This is a genomic window from Lentzea sp. NPDC102401 (assembly GCF_044765805.1).
Lineage (GTDB): Bacteria > Actinomycetota > Actinomycetes > Mycobacteriales > Pseudonocardiaceae > Lentzea > Lentzea sokolovensis.
This window is the reverse complement of record NZ_JBIWKS010000005.1, coordinates 140491-159932: the sequence shown is the minus strand read 5'-3', so window position 1 is coordinate 159932 and position 19442 is coordinate 140491. Positions and strand designations below refer to the sequence as shown.

Genomic DNA, 19442 nt, shown 5'->3' with positions numbered 1-19442 from the left:
CGTGGAATTCGACGAGTACCGGAAGTACGACGCCACCGGGCTGGCCCGGCTCGTCGCGGACAGGCAGGTCTCCGCGGCAGAACTCCTCGCGGCGGCACGGGAGCGCGCCGCCGAGGTGAACCCGCGGCTCAACGCGATCGTGCGGGACGTCCCCGCCGCACCCTCGGACGACCTCACCGGCCCATTCGCCGGGGTGCCGTTCCTGATCAAGGACCTCGGTCAGGACCACGCGGGCCTGCCCACGTCGAACGGATCGCTCTCGCTCAAGGGGCACGAGGTCGCCGAGCACTCGACCGTCGTCCAGCGCTGGATCGACGCCGGTCTGGTGATCTTCGGCAAGACCAACCTGCCTGAGTTCGGCGCGAAGGCGATCAGCGAGTCGACGGTCTGGGGTCCCGCGCGCAACCCGTGGGATCTGGAGAGGACTCCCGGCGGGTCGTCGGGTGGCTCGGCCGCCGCGGTCGCCGCCGGGATCGTGCCGTGCGCGGGCGCGAACGACGGTGGCGGCTCGACCCGGATCCCGGCGGCGTGCTGCGGCCTCGTCGGGCTGAAGCCGGGACGCGGGCTCACGCCGTTCGGCCCGGAGACCGCCGAGATGATGCACGGCGCGGCGGTGCAGGGCGTGGTGTCGCGGACGGTTCGCGACACAGCTGCGATGCTCGACGTCATCTGCGGCGGTGAGCTCGCCGGGCCGTACTCGCCGGCGTTGCCCGCCGAGTCGTTCGCCTCCTGCGTCGGCCAGGCGCCGGGCAGGCTGCGGATCGGCGTCCGGGTGCCGTCGGCGATCAACCCGGACCCGCACCCCGAGGCGTACGCGGCCGTCGCGTCCGCCGTCCAGGTGCTCACCGAGCTCGGTCACCACGTCGAGGAACTGCCGCAGGCGCCGTTCGACGACGCCGCGCTCGCGAAGGACTTCCTGCTGACGTGGTTCGTGAACCTCGCCTGGAAGGTCGCCGACGCGAAACGCCTGACCGGGGCGCCGGACAGCGCGTTCGAACGCGACACGCTGCTCATGGCCGCGCTGGGACGGGCCACGAGCAGCGTCGACTACGTGGACGCCGTGCAGCGGCGGCACGAGCACACCCGCCGCCTGAGCACGTACTTCGAGTCCTACGACCTCCTGCTGACACCCACCCTGGCGACCCCGCCGCCCAAGGTCGGCCAGTTCGACCTGCCGGTGTCGTTGCAACGGGCCACGGACGTGCTGCTCAAGACCGGCACTGCCCGGTTCCTCAAGCACACGAAGATCGTCGACGACATGATCTCCGACAACCTCGGGTGGGTGCCGTACACGCAACTCGCGAACATCACCGGGCGGCCCGCGCTGTCGTTGCCGCTGCACTGGACGGCGGACGGGCTGCCGCTCGGCGTCCAGTTCGTCGCGCCGCTCGCGGGGGAGTCGATGCTGATCAAGCTCGCGGCGCAGCTGGAAGAGGCGCTGCCGTGGGCCGACCGCTTCCCGGTCATGAACTGAGGAACCGCAGCAGTTCCGTGGTGACGAACTGAGGATTCTCCTCGACCAGCCAGTGGCCGGCGCGCGGAACGTCCAGCGCCCGCACGATGTTCGTCATCCGCGGTGCGGCCGTGCCCGCGATCGCCTGCGCCTGGCCTTCCGCGGCCAGGACCAGGGTCGGGGCCTGGGCCGGCCGGGCGGCTTCGGTGTCGCGGACGTCCTGGTCCAGCGCGCGATACAGCTCGAAGCCGTTGGACAACGTCTTGCCGTAGGTCCGCGCGTACTCGTCGATCTCGTCGTCCGCGAACGGGGACTTCGTCGACGTGCCACCGAAAGCGCTGCCCTGGTAGGCGACCTGCGGGTAGAAGAGCTTGAGGTAGTCGCGGACGTCGTTCTGGACGACCGCCTCGGGAACCTGCCGCTGCGAGTGGAACGCGATGTGCCAGCTCAGGCTCCGGTACGTGCGCGCGTCGATCGCCGGGCCCGGTAGAGGCAGGTCGAGGTAGCCGAGGCGGGCGGTGTCCCCTGGGAACTGGCTGGCGTACTGGAACGCGACGGCGGCGCCGAGGTCGTGGCCGACGATGGAGGCGTTCTTGAGACCGAGCTTGCTGGTCAGCGCGTGGACGTACCGCGCGAGCGTGGCCTTGTCGTAGCCCTTCGGCGTGCCGGTGCTGTCGCCGAGGCCGGGCAGGTCGAGCGCGTAGACGGTGTGGCGTTCGGCGAGCGCGGGCATGATCGGCCACCAGCCGTACCAGGTCTGGGGCCAGCCGTGGATCAGCACGACCGGGGTGCCGCTGCCGCCCGTGACGTAGTGGATCTTGACGCCGTCGACGTCGGTGAACTCGTGCCGGAACGTCTTCTGGAAGGCCGGGTCGTTCTGGGTGACCTGAGCGTGCGGCTGGATCTCCGGAGGCGCCGAGCAGGCCGTGATCAGGAGCAGAAGTGCGAGGAGGAGCCGTTTCATGGGCCCAGCCTGGGCTGAGGTTGCCAGAGCTGGCACCAAAACTTGCCATGGTGGCAAGATGCCGGTCGTGAACCGCGAAACCGAAGACGTTCTCGACGGGGTGGGCGCACGGCTGCGGACGCTGCGCCGGCACCGCGGCATCACCCTCGCCGACCTCGCGACGACCACCGGCATCTCGGAGAGCACCCTGTCGCGGCTGGAGAGCGGGCAGCGGCGGGCGACCCTGGAACTGCTGCTCCCGCTGTCGCGCACCTACGACGTGCCGCTGGACGACCTCGTCGGCGCCCCGCGCACCGGTGACCCGCGCATCCACCTCAAGCCGATCCACAAGTACGGCATGACGTTCGTGCCGTTGTCGCGGCGGCCGGGCGGGGTGCAGTCGTTCAAGATGCTCATCCCGGCCGTCCCGCAGCCCCTCGACCCCACTTTGCAGACGCACGACGGGTTCGAGTGGCTCTACGTCCTGAACGGACGGTTGCGGCTGGTGCTCGACGACCTCGACCTGACGTTGCCGCCGGGTGAGGCCGCCGAGTTCGACACCTCGAAGCCGCACTGGCTGGGCAGCGCGGACGGCGGCGCGGTCGAACTGCTCATCCTGTTCGATCCCCAGGGGGTGCGCACGCACGTCCACGCCGACAAGATCACGTCCGGTTGAGTCGCACCATCGCGACCACGCTGACCAGCGTCACGATCGCGACGACGACCCCGTAGCCGACCGCCATGGGCGCCGCGCCGACGACACCGACGAGCAGTCCCGCGATGATCGCCGAACTGCCCATCGCGAGGTAGCCGACGAAGAAGATCGCGGTGAACAGACCGGCCCGCTCGTGCGGCGCGACCTCGGGCACGAGCCCGCGGGTGGTGCCGGCGAACGAGGCGCCGATCCCGCCGCCGCCCACGACCGCGGCCGCCCAGAGCAGAGGCAGCGAGACGGCTCCGATGCTGCCGATGAACAGGACGGCGCCGGCGACCATTGCGATCGTGCCGCCGAGCCGCAGCCTCGGAGCCTTCACCCCGCTGCTGAACGCGGAGGCCACTGTGGACGCTCCGAGTGCGACGAAAGCCAGCAGCGAGCCGACGATCGGGCTCTTCACGGCGAACACCGCGACCAGCAACGCGGGCACCAGTCCCATGAACGCCGTCATCGTCATGAACCCGCCGACGATGCCGGGAACCGAGGTCCAGTAGAGCCTGCGGACCTGCACGGGCAATGAAATGCGGGGGTTGAGCGACGCGACGGCGCCCGGCTTGCGGGTCGCGGTCTCCGGCGTGAACACCGCGAAGATCGTCCCGGCCGCCATCACCAACGCGAGCACGAACCACACCGCGAACGTCGCGTTCGAGGAGAACTCGGCCAGCACACCCGCGAAGAGCGCGCCGATCGCCAGCCCGCCGAGCGGCGCCATGCTGGTCATCTGGGCGCCCAGCTTCTTGAACCGCTCCGGTGCGAGTTCGACGACGGCCGCACTGAGAGCGCTGGAAGCGGCTCCCGTCGCGACACCCTGCACGACCCGTGCGGCGATGACCCAGCCGATGCTCGGCGCGACCAGGAACATCAGCATCGCGACGAGGTCGATGCCCAGTGCGGCGATCATGAGCGGCCGCCGTCCCACGTGGTCCGACAGCGACCCGATCACCAGGATCGCGACGAGCAGTGAGAACGCGTAGACGCCGAACGCGAGGGTCAGCACCCACGGCGCGAACCCCCATTGGTGCTGGTAGACCGGCAGCAACGGGGTCGGCGCCCCGGCTGCCACCAGGATCGCGACCATCGCGGCCGAGATGCCCGCGAAGCCCACGCCGCGTGACAGGAACGGCCGGCGCGAGGCCGTGTCCGTGCGATCGAGCAGTGCGGTCATCGCACTTCCTTCTGGTTCGGGGAGTAGTGCGGACGACAGTAAACGCGATCGCTTGCTTTTTGCAAGTGCGCTTTGAAACATGCAGTTGGCTGCGATGGCGCAAGCTTGCTACGGTGAGTGCGTGAAGCGACGTGATTTCGGCCAGTACTGCGGCCTCGCCCGCGCGCTGGAACTGGTGGGCGAGCGGTGGGCGCTGCTCATCGTGCGCAACCTGATCGTCCGGCCGCGTCGCTACTCGGAGCTGCAGACGGGTCTGTCGGGCATCCCGACGAACGTGCTGGCCACCCGCCTCAAGGAGCTCGAACAGGCGGGCATCGTGGAGCGTCAGGTCGCCCCGGCACCCGCGCGAGGCGTCGTCTACGCGCTCACCGAGGTCGGCAGGTCCCTGGAGCCGGCACTGCTGTCCCTGGCGCGCTGGGGCGCGACCCAGCTCGGCGACCCGCAGCCGGGCGACGTCGTCACGCCGGAAGGCGCGGTGCTGAGCCTCCGCACCGCGTTCCAGCCCGCGAAGGCGGCCGGCCTGACCGCGTCCTGGGAGATCCACGTCCGCGGCGCCGTGGTGCACGCGGTCATCACCGACGGCGAACTGGTGACCGGCCTCGGCCCGGCCCCGGTCGAGCCCGGCCTGGTCATGGTTCCCCAGCTCGCCGACGACCAGCTCGCGGCCTACCGGGTGATCATCGCGGCGATGCGGGACGGCCTGGTGGAGCTGCGGGGTGACCGCGAGCTGCTCGACACGTTCCTGCGGGTGTTCACCGTTCCGCTGGCGGCCTGAGCGCGACCGAACCCGCCAGGAGGAGTCCGGCGGCGACGAGCAACGCGTGCGGCACGAGCAGTCCTGCGGCGATCAGTGCGAGTGCGACGAGGTGGAGCGGCCAGGTCTTCTGGCGAGTGGTCATCGGGCGCCTCCCAGCTGGGGGTTGAGGGCGTCGCGTTCCACGATGCGTCAGTGACCTGGGGCTTGGCGATCCGTCACGGCACTCACCCTGGCACCGGCCTGGGCGGACGGTCGGCGCCGGGCGTGGGTGTCGCCACCCCGACCACGGGTCCGGCGCGGCCCTCACCACCCCGACCACGGGTCCGGCGCGGCCTTCACCACCCCGGCCGCACCGGTCGCGATCCCCGCCGGGTGCGGCCCGCGTCACCTCACCCGGCGTGACCGTCCCCACCCCAGCCCCGCCCCCACCTCTCCGACCGGCGCACCTGTCACCGCCCCGCGAACATGGGTGTTGCCACGGATGGACAGGTGGCGCCCTCGCCAGTCAGCCTCGCAGGCGTGGCGGGAAGTGATCACGGAGAGGCGGCGCGCGTGTCGTTGTTCGGGCGGATCTTCCTGCTCAACGCCCTGGTCCTGGTGACGGCGGCCGCCCTGCTGGTGTTCGGGCCCGCCACGGTGTCGACGCCGGCGCCGTTGCGCGAGGTGGTGGTGCTGGCGGCGGGGCTGGTCGTGATGCTGATCGCGAACGCCGTGCTGATCCGGGTGGGGCTCGCGCCGCTGGGCCGGCTCACCCGCGCGATGACCACGATCGACCTGCTCAAGCCCGGGCCTCGGCTGCGGGCGACGGGGCACGGCGAGATCGCCGAGCTGATCACCACCTTCAACACCATGATCGACCGGCTGGAGGCCGAGCGCGGGTACAGCTCGGCGATCGCCCTGTCCGCGCAGGAGTCCGAACGCCGCCGGGTGGCGCAGGAGCTGCACGACGAGGTCGGGCAGTCGCTGACGGCGGTGCTGCTCAACCTCAAGCGGGTGGCGGACCAGTCGCCGCGGGAGACCCGCGAGGAGTTGCTGCAGGTGCAGGAGACCACGCGCAGCACGCTCGACGAGATCCGCCGCATCGCCCGCCGGCTGCGACCGGGCGTGCTGGAGGAACTGGGGCTGGTCAGCGCGCTCAAGGCCCTCACGCGGGAGATCGGCGAACCGGCGGGACTCACGATCCGGCGGTCGTTCGACAAGAACCTGCCCGCGCTGGACGCCGAGACCGAGCTGGTCGTGTACCGCGTCGCGCAGGAAGGCCTCACCAACACCGTGCGCCACGCGGACGCCCAGGAGATCGAACTGAGCCTGACCGCCCGTCCGTCCGAAGTGGAGCTTCGGCTGCGCGACGACGGCCGGGGGATCGGCGGCAGTCAGGAAGGAGCCGGAATCCGGGGCATGCGGGAACGCGCGCTGCTGGTCGGCGCCGAACTCGCGGTCGGATCGACGACGAACGGCACCGAGGTCAGGCTGGTCGTCAAGGCGAAGGGGGAGAGCGAATGACCGTGCGCATCCTGCTCGCGGACGACCACGCGCTCGTCCGCCGCGGCGTCCGGCTGATCCTGGACAGCGAACCGGACCTCGAGGTCGTCGGCGAGGCGGGCGACGGCGCCGAGGCGATCAGCATGGCCCGCGGGGAGCAGCCGGACCTCGCGATCCTCGACATCGCCATGCCGCGCCTGACCGGCCTCCAGGCAGCCCGCGAGCTGTCGAGACTCCTGCCGGACCTGCGGATTCTGATCCTCACGATGTACGACAACGAGCAGTACTTCTTCGAGGCGCTCAAGGCGGGCGCCTCGGGGTACGTGCTCAAGTCCGTCGCCGACCGCGACCTGGTCGAGGCGTGCCGTTCCGCGATGCGCGGCGAGCCGTTCCTCTACCCCGGCGCGGTGAACTCGCTGATCCGCAACTACCTGGACCGCGCCAAGGAGGGCAACGGCTTCCCGGCCAAGGCGATCACCGATCGCGAGGAGGAGATCCTCAAGCTGGTCGCGGAGGGCCACTCCTCCAAGGAGATCGCGGACATGCTCGTGATCAGCGTCAAGACCGTCGAGCGGCACCGGGCCAACCTGCTGCAGAAACTCGGGCTCAGGGACCGCCTCGAACTCACCCGGTACGCGATCCGCGCCGGGCTCATCGAACCCTAGGAACTCGAGTGAACGTCGAAGTGACGCCCCTGCCCGGCATAGGGGTCAGGCAGGACTTCTCCATCCGCTCCGGCCGCCGGATCGGCGTGATCTCCTACCGCGACGGCAAGTTCGAGCTCATCATGTCCAAACAGGACGACCCGGACACGACCGCCGCCTCGCTCCCGCTGACGCCGGAGGAGGCGGGCACGCTCGCCGGTCTGCTCGGGGCGCCGCAGCTCGTCTCGAAGCTCGCCAGGCAGCACGCCGACATCACCGGGATCACGACCCGTCAGCTGCCGGTCACGGCGTTCTCGTCCCGCACTCTCGGCGACACCGCGCTGCGCACCCGCACCGGTGCGTCGATCGTGGCCGTGGTGCGGGCGGGCAACGCGCATCCGTCGCCGGGCCCCGACTTCTTGTTCGAGAACGGCGATCTCGCGGTCGTCGTCGGCACCGCGGACGGTCTCGACACCGCCGCGGACATCCTGACGGGCGGCTGAGCCAGTGCACGACACCACGATCGCCCTGATCCAACTGGGTGCGGTCTTCTTCGGACTGGGCCTGCTCGGCCGCGTCGCCTGGAGATTCGGCATCTCGCCGATCCCGCTCTACCTCGTCGGCGGTCTCGCGTTCGGGTCCGGCGGGCTGATCCCGTTGCACGGCATCGAGGAGTTCACGCACCTCGCCAGCGAGATCGGCGTGGTGCTGCTGTTGTTGTTACTGGGCCTGGAGTACTCCGCCTCCGAGCTCACCACCGGCCTGAAGAAGTCGTGGATGGCGGGCCTCCTCGACATCCTGCTCAACGCCGCCCCCGGCGCGATCGTCGCGCTGATGCTCGGCTGGGGCCCGGTCGGGGCGCTCGCGATGGCGGGCGTCACCTACATCTCGTCGTCCGGCATCATCGCCAAGGTCCTCGGCGACCTCGGCCGCCTCGGCAACCGCGAGACGCCGGTGATCCTCTCGGTGCTGGTGTTCGAGGACCTGGCGATGGCCGTGTACCTGCCGGTGCTCACCGCCGTGCTCGCGGGCGTCAGCTTCGTCGGCGGCCTCACCTCGGTCGGCATCTCGCTGCTCGCGATCACCGTGGTCCTGGTGGTGGCGTTGAAGTACGGCCGGTTCATCTCGGCCATTGTGGACAGTCCGGACCACGAGGTGTTCCTGCTCAAGCTCCTCGGTTCCGCGCTGCTCGTCGCGGGCATCGCCTCGGAACTGCAGGTGTCCGCCGCGGTCGGCGCGTTCCTGCTGGGCATCGCGATCTCCGGCTCCACCGCCGAGAACGCCACCCGCCTGCTGGAACCGTTGCGGGACCTGTTCGCGGCGATGTTCTTCGTCGTGTTCGGCCTCAACACCGACCCGCGCACGATCCCGCCGGTGCTGGGCATGGCGGTGCTGCTGGCGGTGATCACCACGGTGACGAAGGTCGCGACGGGCTGGTGGGCCGCCCGCCGGCAGGGCATCGGACCGATGGGCCGCGCCCGCACCGGAGCCGCTCTCGTGGCACGCGGCGAGTTCTCGATCGTCATCGCCGGTCTGGCCGTCGCGTCCGGCCACGTGAGCGATCAGCTCGCCGCGCTCGCCACCGCGTACGTGCTGCTGATGGCGATCATCGGGCCGATCGCGGCGCGGTACGTGGAACCGGTCGGCGAGTTCTTCCTCCGCAGGCGGGCAGCGGCTCAGTGAGGTGGCCGGCGCTCCTGCTGGCCCTGCTGCTGGCATTCGTCGGCACGAGCACGCGTGAGGTCGCGTCCGACCAGCCGGGTTCGGGGCTGAACGCGCCGGTCTCGGCGGTCCGCGTGCAGACGACGGCGTCCCCGGACGCCTGCTGGGCGCTGCTCGGGGCGACGACCGGCCCGTGCCCGCCGCGGGCCCGGTCACAGGTGATCGTTGCTCGCGCTCAGAGCGTCGAGGCGACGACCTCAGGTCAGTGGTCGAGCCGGGCGCCGCCTTGTGCGGTGCTCCCGGCTCTCCGTACCCCTGACTCCTGAGGATCTCGCATGTCTTATGTCGTGTTGGTGTTGCTGCTCGCGTCCGTGCTCATCGGTGTCGGTGCGCTGGGCGCCATGGTGCAGAAGAAGGAGCCGTTCTACGGCGTGGTCGGACTCGTGACGATCTGCGTCCCGAGTTCGCTTCTGGCGTTCCTCTACCTGGCCGTGGCCTGATCAGCGGACTGGTCGAGCTGGGCGATCCCCTGCGCCACGCCCAGCTCGACCAGGTCCTGCGGCCGCAGCCGCAGTTGGTCCGCCGTCTGCCTGGCCTGCGCCGGGTCCCGCTTGAGGATCGCGGTGGCCAGCTCGGGTGAGATCACCGCGAAGTAGCTGTCCGGTGTCACCCACATCCGGTCCGGCGCGGCGAACGCCAGCGCGCCGCCGGATCCGCCCTCTCCGATCACCAGCGTCGTCACCGGCACCCGCGCCGCCGCGACCGCGGTGAACATGTCGGCGATCGCGGCACCCACCCCGGCCTTCTCGGCGCCGGCGTCGTTGGCCGCACCCGGTGTGTCGACGAGCGTCAGCACCGGAATGCCGAGCCGGTCCGCCAGCCGCACCAGCCGCGCCGCCATGCGAAACCCGGCGGGCCTTGTCGCCGTGCCGCACTGCGCCGCGTACGCGATGGTCTGTCCGTCGCGATGCCCGAAACCGCACAGCACCCCGGGATCGACGCCACCGGCGCGGTCACCGTTGACGGGTTCGTGCCAGTCGAAGTAGGCGGCGAGGTAGGCCTTGGCACGTGGACGGCCCAGCGTGCGTGCGCGCACCACCGCGTCCCACCCGGTCTTCGGCAACGTCGCCTGCCCCAGCGCCGACGGCACCGGTGCGGGACCGCCCGGAGACGTCGTGAGCAGTCGCAGCCAGCGCTCCAACCGGCCGGGCAGTTCTTCGGGTGGCATGAGCTGGTCGACCAGCCCGGCCGCGAACTGCTGCGTCACCGAGTACCCCGGCGGCCGCACCCGCGACCCGGCGAACCCGACCTGCGCGCCCCGCAGCCCCAGCACGACGTCCGCGCCCGCCCCGAGCGTGGCCCAGCCGCCGCCGGTCGTGGGATCGCGCAGCACCGCGACGTGCGGCAGCCCGGCCTCGCGGGTCAGCGTGATCTGGCGGGCGATCCGGGACAGCTGCAGCAACGCGAGCGTGCCCTCCTGCATGCGGCTGCCACCGGTCGCGACCAGCGAGACCACCGGAAGGCGGAGCTCGCGGGCGTGCGTGAAGGCCTGCTCGATGCGGGCACCGGTGGTGGTGCCCAGCGAGCCGCCGAGGAAGCCGAACTCGAACGCCACCACCACGGCCGTGACGCCACCGATCTCGGCGACCCCGCAGACGACGGACTCGCGCTCACCGGTGGAGGCGGCCGCTCGGGAGAGCTGGTCGCCGTAGCCGGGCCACCGGAGCGGTCCATCCACTCCGGACGGTCCGAGGTCGTCCGGCAGCTCGGCGAACGACGACGCCACCCTGCCGATCACCGCACGGGCCTGCTCACGTCCGCAGAGCACGTTTCATCACCTTGCCCATGTCGTTGCGCGGCAACGACTCCACGAACCGCACCACCCGAGGCCGCTTGTGCGGCGTGAGCAGCCGCGCCACGTGGTCGGCGAGCTCGTCCGGCGACGCCACCACGTCGGCGGACACGACCCAGGCGACGATCCGCTCGCCCAGGTCGTCGTCGGGCTCAGCGGTCACCGCGACCTCCTTCACCCCGGGATGCTCCAGCAGGGCGTTCTCGATCTCGCCCGCGCCGATCTTGTAGCCGCCGCTCTTGATGATGTCCGTGGCCTTGCGGCCCACGATGCGGAAGTAGCCGTCCTCGTCGCGCGTGCCGACGTCGCCGGTGCGGAACCAGCCGTCCGCGAACGCCTCGGCGGTCGCGTCGGGACGGTTCAGGTACTCGGTGAACAGGTTCGGTCCACGTACCTGGATCTCGCCGATCGCGCCGACGTCGTCCAGCGTCAGTCCGGCGTCGTCCACGAGCCGAACCTCGACGCCCGGCAACGGCACGCCGACCGCGCCGGGCCTGCGGTCGCCGTCCGCGCGCACGCTCGTGTTCATCAGCGTCTCGGTCATGCCGTACCGCTCGACCACCCGCTGCCCGGTCGCGACGGCGATCCGCTCGTGGTCGCGCACCGGCAGCGCCGCCGAACCCGACACCAGCAGCCGTGCTGCGCTCAACGCGTTGGCGAGCTTCAGGTCGCCGCCGACCTCTTCCGCGATGCGGTGGTACATCGTCGGAACGCCGAACATCATCGTGCCGTCGCCGTCGAGCGCCCGCACCACACCATCGGTGGAGAACTTGCCGAGGTGGTGCAGGGTGCCACCGCGCCGCAACGGGCCCAGCACGCCGAGGATCAGCCCGTGCACGTGGAACAACGGCAACGCGTGCACCAGCACGTCGTCCGGCGACCACTCCCACGCCTCCGCCACCGCGTCCAATGTGGACACGATGGCCCGGCGCGGCAGCACGACGCCCTTGGGCGAGCCGGTGGTGCCCGAGGTGTAGACGATCAACGCCGGAGCCTCGTCGCCGGGCTCGGCGAACGGTGCGAACGAACCGCCGTCGAGCGTGACGTCGCGGCGCGGCACCGAGTCCAGTCCGGCGGGAAGCCGCGTGCCGGGAGCCGCCAGCACCTGGGCGGGCGCGCTGTCCGCCACGATGTGCGCGAGTTCGCGTTCGCCGACCTTCGGGTTGAGCGGCACGGCGGGCACCCCGGCGAGCAGGGCCGCGACCACCGCGACGCACGTCTCGATGGTCGGGGTCGCCCAGATCGCCACCCGAGGCAGACCGGACAGCTGCCGCGCCAACGGTCCGGCGCAGGCGGCCAGTTCGGTGTGGGTGAGGGTGTGGTCGCCGAAGCGGAGGGCGACGCGGTCTGACTTCAGGGCGAACATGGACTCACCAGATTCCCGGGACGACGAGGGCGAGCCAGACCAGCGGCGGCGCTGCCGCGACCATGATCCCGCCGTAGACCATCAGCTGCTTGAAGAACTTGTCGCGGTCGACGTCCTGCGCGCCCGCGAGCACCAGGGCGCCGTTGGTGGAGAACGGACTCACGTCGACCACGGTCGCCGACACCGCCAGCGCCGCGATCAGGCCGATGGCGCTGACCTCGCCCTGCAACAGGAACGGCACGGCCAGCGGGATCAGCGCGCCCATGATGCCGACCGACGACGCGAACGCGGACACGATCGCGCCGATGTAGCAGATCAGCAGGGCGGCGAGCAGGGGAGCGCCGACGCTCGCGACGGAGTCGCCCGCCCACTTGATCGTGCCCATCGTCTGCAGGACGGCGACGTAGGTGAGGATGCCGCAGATCAGCAGCACGGTCGGCCAGGTGATCTGGGTGATCGCCTCCTTGGAGGTCTCCGGCCACACCACGCTGAGCAGCACGGCGACCGTGATCGCGGCGAGGCCGACGTCGAGGTCGAACACCAGCGCGGCCACGACGAGCGCGGCCAGTCCGAGCAGGGTGGCGATGCGGGGCGCGGTCAGGGCGACGCGCTCGTGGGCGGTCGCGCCCCCGCCGTCATGGGCGCCGACTCCGCCGCCGAGACCGTTGTCGTCCCCGCCAAGAGTCTCTCCACCACCGTTGCCGCCCCCGCTGCTCGCGCGCCCGCCATCGTTCCCACCAAGGGTCTCGCCACCACCGGTGCGGGCCAGCGCGGGTGCGCCCAGCGGCTGCCTCGCGAGCTTCATGCCGCCCAGCACCACGAACACCACGACGGCGATCAGCAGGTTCACCACTAGGCTGGCCAGGAACAGCACGATCTCGTTGCCCGGCAGGCCCTCCTTGGCCACGATGCCGTTGACGATCGTGCCGTAGATGCTGATGGGGGAGAAGCCGCCGGCCTGCGCGCCGTGCACCACCATCACGCCCATCAGCAACGGGCTGATCCGGTACTTGGCCGCGAACCCCATCGCGATCGGCGCCACGATCGCGACCGCCGCCGGGCTCACCGCGCCGATCGCCGTCAGCACGCCGGTGATCGCGAACATCACCCACGGCATCAACGCGATCCGCCCACCGACCAGGCGGATCGCCATGTGCACCAACCAGTCCGTGGTGCCGTTGGCGCGGGCGATGGCGAACAGGAACGTCACCCCGACCAGCACGACGAACAACGACCCGGGGAAGCCTTTGAAGATGTCGTCGGTCTTCATGTCCGCCACCAGCGTGCCGACCCCGAAGGCCGCGGCGAAGGCGAGCGCACCCATGTTGATCGACCTGGTCGTGGCGATGACGAACACCACGACCAGCACGAGTATCGAGATCAGTTCGGCGGACATGCAGGGCTCCCGTCGTTGGGGCTGTCCGGGTGGATGGCCAGAGCTGGCTCAGTGGCCAAGTGGTTCAGCCACTTTCCGCCCACTGTCCAGCAGCTGTCAAGAGGTGGCCTAGTGGATGAGCCACTTGACCGGTTATCCTGGGCCGATGTCCGAGGCACTGCGGCCCATGGTCAAATCCCGCCTGTACGAGCAGGTGCTCGAACGCCTGCGCGCGCACGTGGTCGAGGCCGGGCTGAGCGCGGGGGACAGGCTGCCCGCCGAACGTGATCTCGCCGCCAGCCTCGGGGTCAGCCGCGCGTCGGTCAAGCAGGCGATCGTGGTCCTGGAGGTCCAGGGCCTGGTCGAGGCACGGCACGGCGGCGGCACGTACCTGGTGCGCGACACCCTCGACGTCGAACCGGTCGAGCAGCTCGTCGAGCGCCGCAAGCGCCTGCCCGAGGTGCTGGAGGCCCGCGAGGCCCTGGAGACCAAGCTCGCCGAGCTCGCCGCCGAACGCCGCACGGACGCCGAACTGGAGACCATCCGCGCGGCGCTGGACTTCATGCGCGACGAGATCGCCGACGGCGACAACGGCGTGGAAGGGGATCGCCGCTTCCACGCCGCCGTCACCGCCGCCGCCCACAGCTCGTTGCTCGCCGAGTTCATGAAGACCATCGCCGAGCAGATCACCGAGAGCCGCACCGAGTCGCTGCGCCAGCCGGGGCGCCCCTCCCGGTCACTGGCGCAGCACACGGCGATCTACGAGGCCATCGCCGCGGGGGACGCGAAGAAGGCCGCCGCGGCGATGCGCAAGCACGTGCGCACCGTCGCGAAGGTCAGGCTGCTCACCTGGGTGCCCGAAGACTGACCACCGCCGGCGAGTTGCGCGCCTGCACGACGTGACTGGACCCGTCCGCCTTGTGCACGACGAACTTCCAGTCCCGCTTGGACACCTTGCCGGACAACACGACGATCGTGTCGCCGCGCTGGATGATCCGGGTGCGCCCGCCGTCCTCGTACAGCGTGAACTCGCCGCTCGCTCCGGCCGTGACGTGCACGGTCAGGGCGTTGGCCGGGTTCTTGGCGTCGTTGGCGACGTCGTTGCTGCGCTCGACCAGCATGCCGCCCGCACGCAGGAACACCGGCATGGTGTCCAGGCCCGCGCTCACCGTCGCCCAGGTGTTGCCCTGGTAGACCTTGCCGGTGAAGTAGTCGGTCCACTGGCCGGGCGGGAACCAGACCCGCGTCGACCCGGTTTCGCCGGGCGTCGTGATCGGCGCGACCAGCAGATCCGGCCCGAGCAGGTACTGGCTGTCCACTGTGGAGTAGGCCTCCGGGCTGCCGGGGTACTCGAGCCACGTCGGCCGCTGGAGCGGCACCCCCGTTCGTGACGCCTGCTCGGCCACCGAGTAGATGTACGGGACGAGCCGCTCACGCAGGTTCAGGAACTTCGTCGCCGAAGCCTGCGCGGCCGGGCCGTACTGCCACGGCAACCGGTCGCTGTGGTTGCTGTGCAGCCGCGTGATCGGCTGGAACGCGCCCAGCTGCACCCACCGCGCGTACATGTCGTCCGGCATCTTGGTGGTGTAGCGGACCTGGCCGTTGTCCAGGTACTGCTCCGACCCGCGCAGGCCGGTGGTGTCGTTGTGGCCGCCGATGTCGTGGCTGATGTTCGACATCCCGGTCGCCACGCCCTCGGCGGAGGTGTAGCCGATCGTCCCCTTCAACGTGCCCCACGTCGACGACGTGTCGCCGGTGAAGTGCAGCGTCGTGCGCTTCTCCGCCCACGGCCCGGTCGGCAACGGCCCGGAGCCGCTGTAGCCGCCCGCCTGCAACGATCCGAAGCCGCGCGAGAACGCGAACGAGCCGATCTTCGAGTACTGCTCGTTGATCCACGTGTCCGGCGTGACGCCGCGCAGCGACGAACCCGAGCCGTCGCAACACCAGTCGAGCCACCAGAAGTCGGTGGGCATGGACCTGTGCAGGTCCAGGTAGGCACGCAGCTGGTCGGGGTCTGCCCAGTCGAACACGTAGCAGTCCGCGCAGGAACCCTTGGCCAGCTTGCCCTTCGCGGTCGCCTGCGCGCGGGCGAAGTCGGGGTCGCTGCCCTGGATGCTCGGGTGGATGTTCAACGTGCTGTGCAGGCCCTCGCCATGTGCCCAGTCCAGGAACCCCTGCGGGTCGGGGAACTTCGACCGGTCCATCTGCCAGCCGTTCCAGGTGTTGCCCGCCTTGAAGTCCGTGTCGACCACCAGGACGTCCAGTGGCACGCCGTGCTGCCGGAACGCGGGCAGGATCCGGTCGCGGAAGTCCGCGGCCGTCCGGTCGATGTACTCGGAGTACCAGACGCCGTAAGCCCAACTCGGCAACAGCTTCGGGCCGCCGGTCAGCGTCGCGAGGTCACCGAGCGCCGCCTTGTAGTCCTGGCCGTACCCGAACACGTACCCGTCCTGGTACGGCTGCGCACCCCGGTCCGCTCGGGAGGTTCCGTTGCGCAGCGCCGAAGTCGTGTCGTCCAGCAGGTACCAGCCGTCGCGGTACATCAGGCCCGGAGTGAGCTGCGGGGCGCCGTTGTCGCCGTTGTAGCCGTCGAGCGAGCGCCGATAACCGCCCAACGCGAGATGCTGCGTCGACGCGTTGATCCCGAGGGTGTCCAGGTTGACGTGGCAGCCGCTCGCCGGGCACGTGACGGTGAGGTCGGAAGTGCCCGCGGGCAACGAAACCTGCGCCGTCGCCGTACCCCACGTGGCCCAGTTCGCCGTTGCGGGCAACGTGATCGCCTGCCCGTTGAGCAGCACGGTCCGTGGTTCGTGCTTGCCGTCGCCGCCGACACCGTTGGCATAGCGCAACGTCACGGGATACGTGCCCGCCGCCGGCACGCTGGTGACGCGCTGGCTCAGCCGCGTGCCGCCGACCAGTTCGGCGACGAACCCGGTGCCCGCGAACCCCGCGTGCTCGACAGCGATCTTGGCCGCACCGCTCAGCACGCCGTTCTCGGCCTCGCAGCTCGTGCCGAACCGGCAGTCGTCCACCGCCCGCACACCGGGATAGGCCTGGTCGCCGGTGAGCAGCGCGAGGCTGTCAACGTTGACGTTGCCCGAATCGGCGGCACCTCGCGTCAACGAGATGCGGTGCTCGCCCGCCGACAGGTCGACGTCCGTGGAGACCTGTTGCCAGGTGTCCCAGTTCGCGGTCGCCGGCAGGGTGATCTGACGGGGAGCCTGCCCGTCGACGCCGAGCCGGAGCGTGCGGTTCTCGTGCTTGCCGTCGCCGCCCTGCCCGTTCGCGTACTTCACGACGACCCGGTGCCGGCCCGCGGCCGAAGCGCGCACGGTCGCCGTGATCCCGTTGTTGGTGTAGGAGAACCCGGCGGCGAAGCCGGAGCCGGTGCTACCGGCGTGATCCGCTGCCACCAGCACGCCCTCGCGCTGCGTGTCCTCGGCCTCGCACAGCTGCCCGGTCGCACAGACCACCCGCCGCCACGGGGACGCGGTCGTGCCGGCCGTCTTCACCTCGATGTTGTCCGCGCGGAATGGCCCGGAGCCCACGCGGTAGCGCAGGGTCAGCGCCGAGGTGGTGATGGTCAGCCACCCGTCCTGCACGCGGGACGTGTAGGCCGTGCGGGGGATCGTGCGATTTACAACGTTGTAAGTTGCCTGGTTCTCAAAGGTGCTGTTCCCGGCGAACTCGGACCGGATCAGGGTGGGGGAGAGGATCTGGAACCTGGCCTGCCCGGAGACGACCGTGCCGTTGGGCTGGGCGGTCGCGGGGACGGGGAGGGCCAGGCTCAGCAGGGCTAGCAGAGGGACGATCGTCGTGCGTTTCCGCATTCGTGCTCCTCGTCTGACGCCGTCGGCTTCCGAGGTGTTCAGGTACCTGAACCTTCCTCACCTTGGCCTGACGTTGTGGAGCGATCAAGACTCCAATCAGCGCACCACGCGATACGTCACATGCGTGAAGGCGGTGCCCGCGCGGGAGTCGACCTGTTCCAGGTTCAGTCCGGGAACGCCGTCGAACAACCGCGTGCCGGCGCCGAGCATGACCGGCACGATCCGCAGCCGCAGCTCGTCGATGAGGCCCGCGGTCAGGTACTGGTTGATCGTGGTGGCGCCGCCGTGGATCGAGATGTTGCCGTTCCCCGCAGCCTCGCGGGCGAGCTTGAACGCCGCCGCGATGCCCTCGGTCACGAAGTGGAACGTCGTGCCGCCCTCCATCGGCTGCGGCTCGCGCGGGTGATGGGTGAGCACGAAGACCGGCGCGTGGTACGGAGGATTGTCGCCCCACCAGCCGTTCCACGCGCGGTCCCACGAGCCGCGGACCGGGCCGAACATGTTGCGCCCCATGATGAACGCCTTGGTCTCGGCGAGACGGTCCCTCTGCCACCTCTGCTCGGCGGGATCCTCCATCCACGCGTGCAGCTCGCTGCCCCAGCCGTCGCCGCCGTCCTCCCCGAACGGACGGTCCTCGGTCTGGCCGAGTCCCGCCGCATAGCCGTCGAGGGAGATCGAGAGATCGCAGGTCACCTTGGTCATGGATCCAGCCTGGACCGCGCGATCCATGACGTCCAATGCCAAAAACGCGGGGATCTCATTGATAGCCTTGATGAATGCTCAGCCTGGTGCACCTCAGGGTGCTGGCGGCGGTGGCCCGGCACGGCTCGGTGACCGAAGCGGCCAAGCGACTGCACTACTCCCAGCCGTCGGTGAGCCATCACCTGGCGAGGCTGGAGGCGGAGACGGGCGTGAAGCTCGTGCAACGCGTCGGCCGCGGCATTCGCCTGACACCGGAAGGACAACTGCTCGCGGCCCGCGCCGCCGAGATCATGGGCCGCGTCGACGCCGCCACCACCGAACTGGCCGCGCAGGTCGGTCTTCAGTCGGGACGGGTCAGGCTGGCCGCCAACGCCTCCGTCGCCGCGACGATCGTCCCGAAGGTGGCCGCCGCCCTGGCCTCGAAGCATCCCGGGCTGGAGCTCAGCCTCGTAGAACGGCATCCGGTCGAGGCGCTGCAGATGCTGCGGCACGGCGAGATCGAGATCGCCCTCGTCTTCCGGCACGCGGACACCCCGGTCGAGGACGGCTTCCGGTTCGTCCACCTCGGTGACGACCCGATCCACCTGATCAGCCGGCAACCGGACGACAGCCTCGCGAACCACCGGCACTCCGCGTGGATCGGCGGGTGCGACGCGTGCCGGCAGGAACTGGAGACCGTGTGCCGCAGCGAGGGCTTCACGCCCCGCGTCTCCTCGCACAGCGACGACATGGTGGTCGTCCAGGCCCTCGTCGCGGCCGGCGCGGGGGTCGCGATCCTGCCAGGACTGGGTTTGCGGGCTCATCGACGGCCGGACGTGCACGCCACCGAACTGAAAGGCTTCCACCGCCAGATCCACGCCGCCACGTACGGCGACCCGCCCGATCCTCCGGGCGTGGCCGCCGTACTGGCCGCGCTGACGGGAACCGTCAGCGCTTGAGCGTGAAGGTGAAGTCGCCGGAGACCTTGCCGGTCAACCGGATAGCCGACACGACCTTCCCCTCGACGATCAACCGCTCGACCTCGGCCCGCGACAGGCCGCACGCGTCCGCGATCAGCCGCACCGGCCGGACCGGAATCCGCGCCGCGAACCGCACCGCCACGTCGACCACCTCCTGTTCCAGGTGATCAGACCCGCCGGTGTCGAGCCGCCACGCGCCCTCCCAGTCGAGGGAGACGCGGTTGCGGTGCTGCAGAACGGGATCCTGCAACAGCTCGGGAACGAGAGTCAGGTCGTTGCGGTGCAACCGGTCCAGCAACGCGGGCCGGACGGACCGGACGTGCGCCCGTTCGAAGATCGTGAGCTTGGCCGTGTCCCCGCACCCCGTGCAGAGGACGAGGAGCCAGGCGTCGAGGACCTTGTGGTTGGCGTTGACGCGGAACTTGCCGCTCGCCCGGAAGCGGTCGGCGGCGCACACGTGGCAACGACGGCGGACAAGAGGAAGGCAGGTGGGCACGACGGCCCAGGTGATGAGCACAGCAGTACACCGATCGGTGA

At 70.4% G+C, this 19442-nt stretch carries 20 protein-coding genes; 11 read left to right on the top strand and 9 right to left on the bottom strand.

What is annotated here, in order from left to right:
- The first annotated feature begins 1 nt into the window (after position 1).
- Complete coding sequence (locus ACIRG5_RS19750) at positions 2-1474, top strand: amidase (RefSeq protein WP_402906473.1); 1473 nt, start codon at positions 2-4, stop codon at positions 1472-1474.
- Here ACIRG5_RS19750 and ACIRG5_RS19745 read toward each other — a convergent pair.
- Entirely contained in the window at positions 1464-2417 is a 954-nt protein-coding gene (locus tag ACIRG5_RS19745) for an alpha/beta fold hydrolase (protein WP_402906471.1), read from the bottom strand. The two genes, ACIRG5_RS19750 and ACIRG5_RS19745, sit on opposite strands and share 11 nt — an antisense overlap.
- 67 nt (positions 2418-2484) lie before the next feature.
- On the opposite strand from ACIRG5_RS19745, the gene ACIRG5_RS19740 reads away from it, so the two are divergent.
- The gene (locus tag ACIRG5_RS19740; protein WP_402906469.1) at positions 2485-3072 is read left to right on the top strand and encodes a helix-turn-helix domain-containing protein; all 588 of its coding nucleotides are present in this window, start codon (positions 2485-2487) and stop codon (positions 3070-3072) included.
- Here ACIRG5_RS19740 and ACIRG5_RS19735 read toward each other — a convergent pair.
- Positions 3059-4276, bottom strand: a complete 1218-nt coding sequence (locus tag ACIRG5_RS19735) for an MFS transporter (protein ID WP_402906467.1) — start codon at positions 4274-4276, stop codon at positions 3059-3061. The two genes, ACIRG5_RS19740 and ACIRG5_RS19735, sit on opposite strands and share 14 nt — an antisense overlap.
- A 121-nt stretch (positions 4277-4397) precedes the next feature.
- Between ACIRG5_RS19735 and ACIRG5_RS19730 the strand changes: the two genes are divergently transcribed.
- Positions 4398-5051 carry a winged helix-turn-helix transcriptional regulator gene (locus ACIRG5_RS19730; RefSeq protein ID WP_402906465.1) on the top strand — a complete coding sequence of 218 codons (654 nt, stop codon included), beginning with the start codon at positions 4398-4400 and terminating at the stop codon, positions 5049-5051.
- Here the strand turns inward: ACIRG5_RS19730 and ACIRG5_RS19725 are convergent.
- On the bottom strand, positions 5029-5175 hold the full coding sequence (locus tag ACIRG5_RS19725; protein ID WP_402906463.1) for a hypothetical protein: 147 nt from the start codon (positions 5173-5175) through the stop codon (positions 5029-5031). The genes ACIRG5_RS19730 and ACIRG5_RS19725 overlap by 23 nt on opposite strands.
- Positions 5176-5552: 377 nt before the next feature.
- On the opposite strand from ACIRG5_RS19725, the gene ACIRG5_RS19720 reads away from it, so the two are divergent.
- From ACIRG5_RS19720 to ACIRG5_RS19695, 6 genes are read left to right on the top strand one after another with little or no spacing between them, the layout of a single operon-like run.
- Positions 5553-6536, top strand: coding sequence for a HAMP domain-containing sensor histidine kinase (locus tag ACIRG5_RS19720; protein WP_402906461.1), 984 nt, complete (start codon positions 5553-5555; stop codon positions 6534-6536).
- The gene (locus ACIRG5_RS19715; protein ID WP_402906459.1) at positions 6533-7180 is read left to right on the top strand and encodes a response regulator; all 648 of its coding nucleotides are present in this window, start codon (positions 6533-6535) and stop codon (positions 7178-7180) included. The genes ACIRG5_RS19720 and ACIRG5_RS19715 overlap by 4 nt, the downstream gene beginning before the upstream one ends.
- A gap of 8 nt (positions 7181-7188) precedes the next feature.
- Positions 7189-7662 (top strand): cation:proton antiporter regulatory subunit, encoded by a 474-nt coding sequence (locus ACIRG5_RS19710; protein ID WP_402906457.1) that lies wholly within the window; start codon positions 7189-7191, stop codon positions 7660-7662.
- Positions 7663-7666: 4 nt separating this feature from the next.
- Positions 7667-8842, top strand: coding sequence for a cation:proton antiporter (locus ACIRG5_RS19705; RefSeq protein ID WP_402906455.1), 1176 nt, complete (start codon positions 7667-7669; stop codon positions 8840-8842).
- On the top strand, positions 8839-9147 hold the full coding sequence (locus tag ACIRG5_RS19700) for a hypothetical protein (protein WP_402906453.1): 309 nt from the start codon (positions 8839-8841) through the stop codon (positions 9145-9147). Before ACIRG5_RS19705 ends, ACIRG5_RS19700 begins: the two co-directional genes overlap by 4 nt.
- Positions 9148-9156: 9 nt before the next feature.
- A complete protein-coding gene (locus ACIRG5_RS19695) occupies positions 9157-9321 on the top strand; it encodes a hypothetical protein (RefSeq protein WP_319979644.1) in 165 nt (54 codons plus the stop codon).
- On the opposite strand, the gene ACIRG5_RS19690 is transcribed toward ACIRG5_RS19695, so the two are convergent.
- The 3 genes from ACIRG5_RS19690 to ACIRG5_RS19680 are packed head-to-tail and all read right to left on the bottom strand — an operon-like array spanning position 9303 to position 13435.
- Positions 9303-10649 (bottom strand): carboxyl transferase domain-containing protein, encoded by a 1347-nt coding sequence (locus ACIRG5_RS19690; protein WP_402906451.1) that lies wholly within the window; start codon positions 10647-10649, stop codon positions 9303-9305. The genes ACIRG5_RS19695 and ACIRG5_RS19690 overlap by 19 nt on opposite strands.
- Entirely contained in the window at positions 10633-12039 is a 1407-nt protein-coding gene (locus tag ACIRG5_RS19685) for an acyl-CoA synthetase (protein ID WP_402906449.1), read from the bottom strand. Before ACIRG5_RS19685 ends, ACIRG5_RS19690 begins: the two co-directional genes overlap by 17 nt.
- 4 nt (positions 12040-12043) lie before the next feature.
- Positions 12044-13435 (bottom strand): SLC13 family permease, encoded by a 1392-nt coding sequence (locus ACIRG5_RS19680; RefSeq protein ID WP_402906447.1) that lies wholly within the window; start codon positions 13433-13435, stop codon positions 12044-12046.
- Between the two features lie 145 nt (positions 13436-13580).
- Between ACIRG5_RS19680 and ACIRG5_RS19675 the strand changes: the two genes are divergently transcribed.
- Positions 13581-14282, top strand: a complete 702-nt coding sequence (locus ACIRG5_RS19675) for a FadR/GntR family transcriptional regulator (protein WP_402906445.1) — start codon at positions 13581-13583, stop codon at positions 14280-14282.
- Here ACIRG5_RS19675 and ACIRG5_RS19670 read toward each other — a convergent pair.
- Together ACIRG5_RS19670 and ACIRG5_RS19665 are read right to left on the bottom strand one after the other, a co-directional pair.
- Positions 14260-17244, bottom strand: a complete 2985-nt coding sequence (locus ACIRG5_RS19670; RefSeq protein WP_402906443.1) for a TIM-barrel domain-containing protein — start codon at positions 17242-17244, stop codon at positions 14260-14262. The genes ACIRG5_RS19675 and ACIRG5_RS19670 overlap by 23 nt on opposite strands.
- 96 nt (positions 17245-17340) lie before the next feature.
- Positions 17341-17946 (bottom strand): dihydrofolate reductase family protein, encoded by a 606-nt coding sequence (locus tag ACIRG5_RS19665; RefSeq protein ID WP_402906441.1) that lies wholly within the window; start codon positions 17944-17946, stop codon positions 17341-17343.
- A gap of 74 nt (positions 17947-18020) precedes the next feature.
- Between ACIRG5_RS19665 and ACIRG5_RS19660 the strand changes: the two genes are divergently transcribed.
- Positions 18021-18884 carry a LysR family transcriptional regulator gene (locus ACIRG5_RS19660; protein ID WP_402906439.1) on the top strand — a complete coding sequence of 288 codons (864 nt, stop codon included), beginning with the start codon at positions 18021-18023 and terminating at the stop codon, positions 18882-18884.
- On the opposite strand, the gene ACIRG5_RS19655 is transcribed toward ACIRG5_RS19660, so the two are convergent.
- The gene (locus ACIRG5_RS19655; RefSeq protein ID WP_402906438.1) at positions 18874-19422 is read right to left on the bottom strand and encodes a DUF1062 domain-containing protein; all 549 of its coding nucleotides are present in this window, start codon (positions 19420-19422) and stop codon (positions 18874-18876) included. The genes ACIRG5_RS19660 and ACIRG5_RS19655 overlap by 11 nt on opposite strands.
- Positions 19423-19442 lie beyond the last annotated feature (20 nt).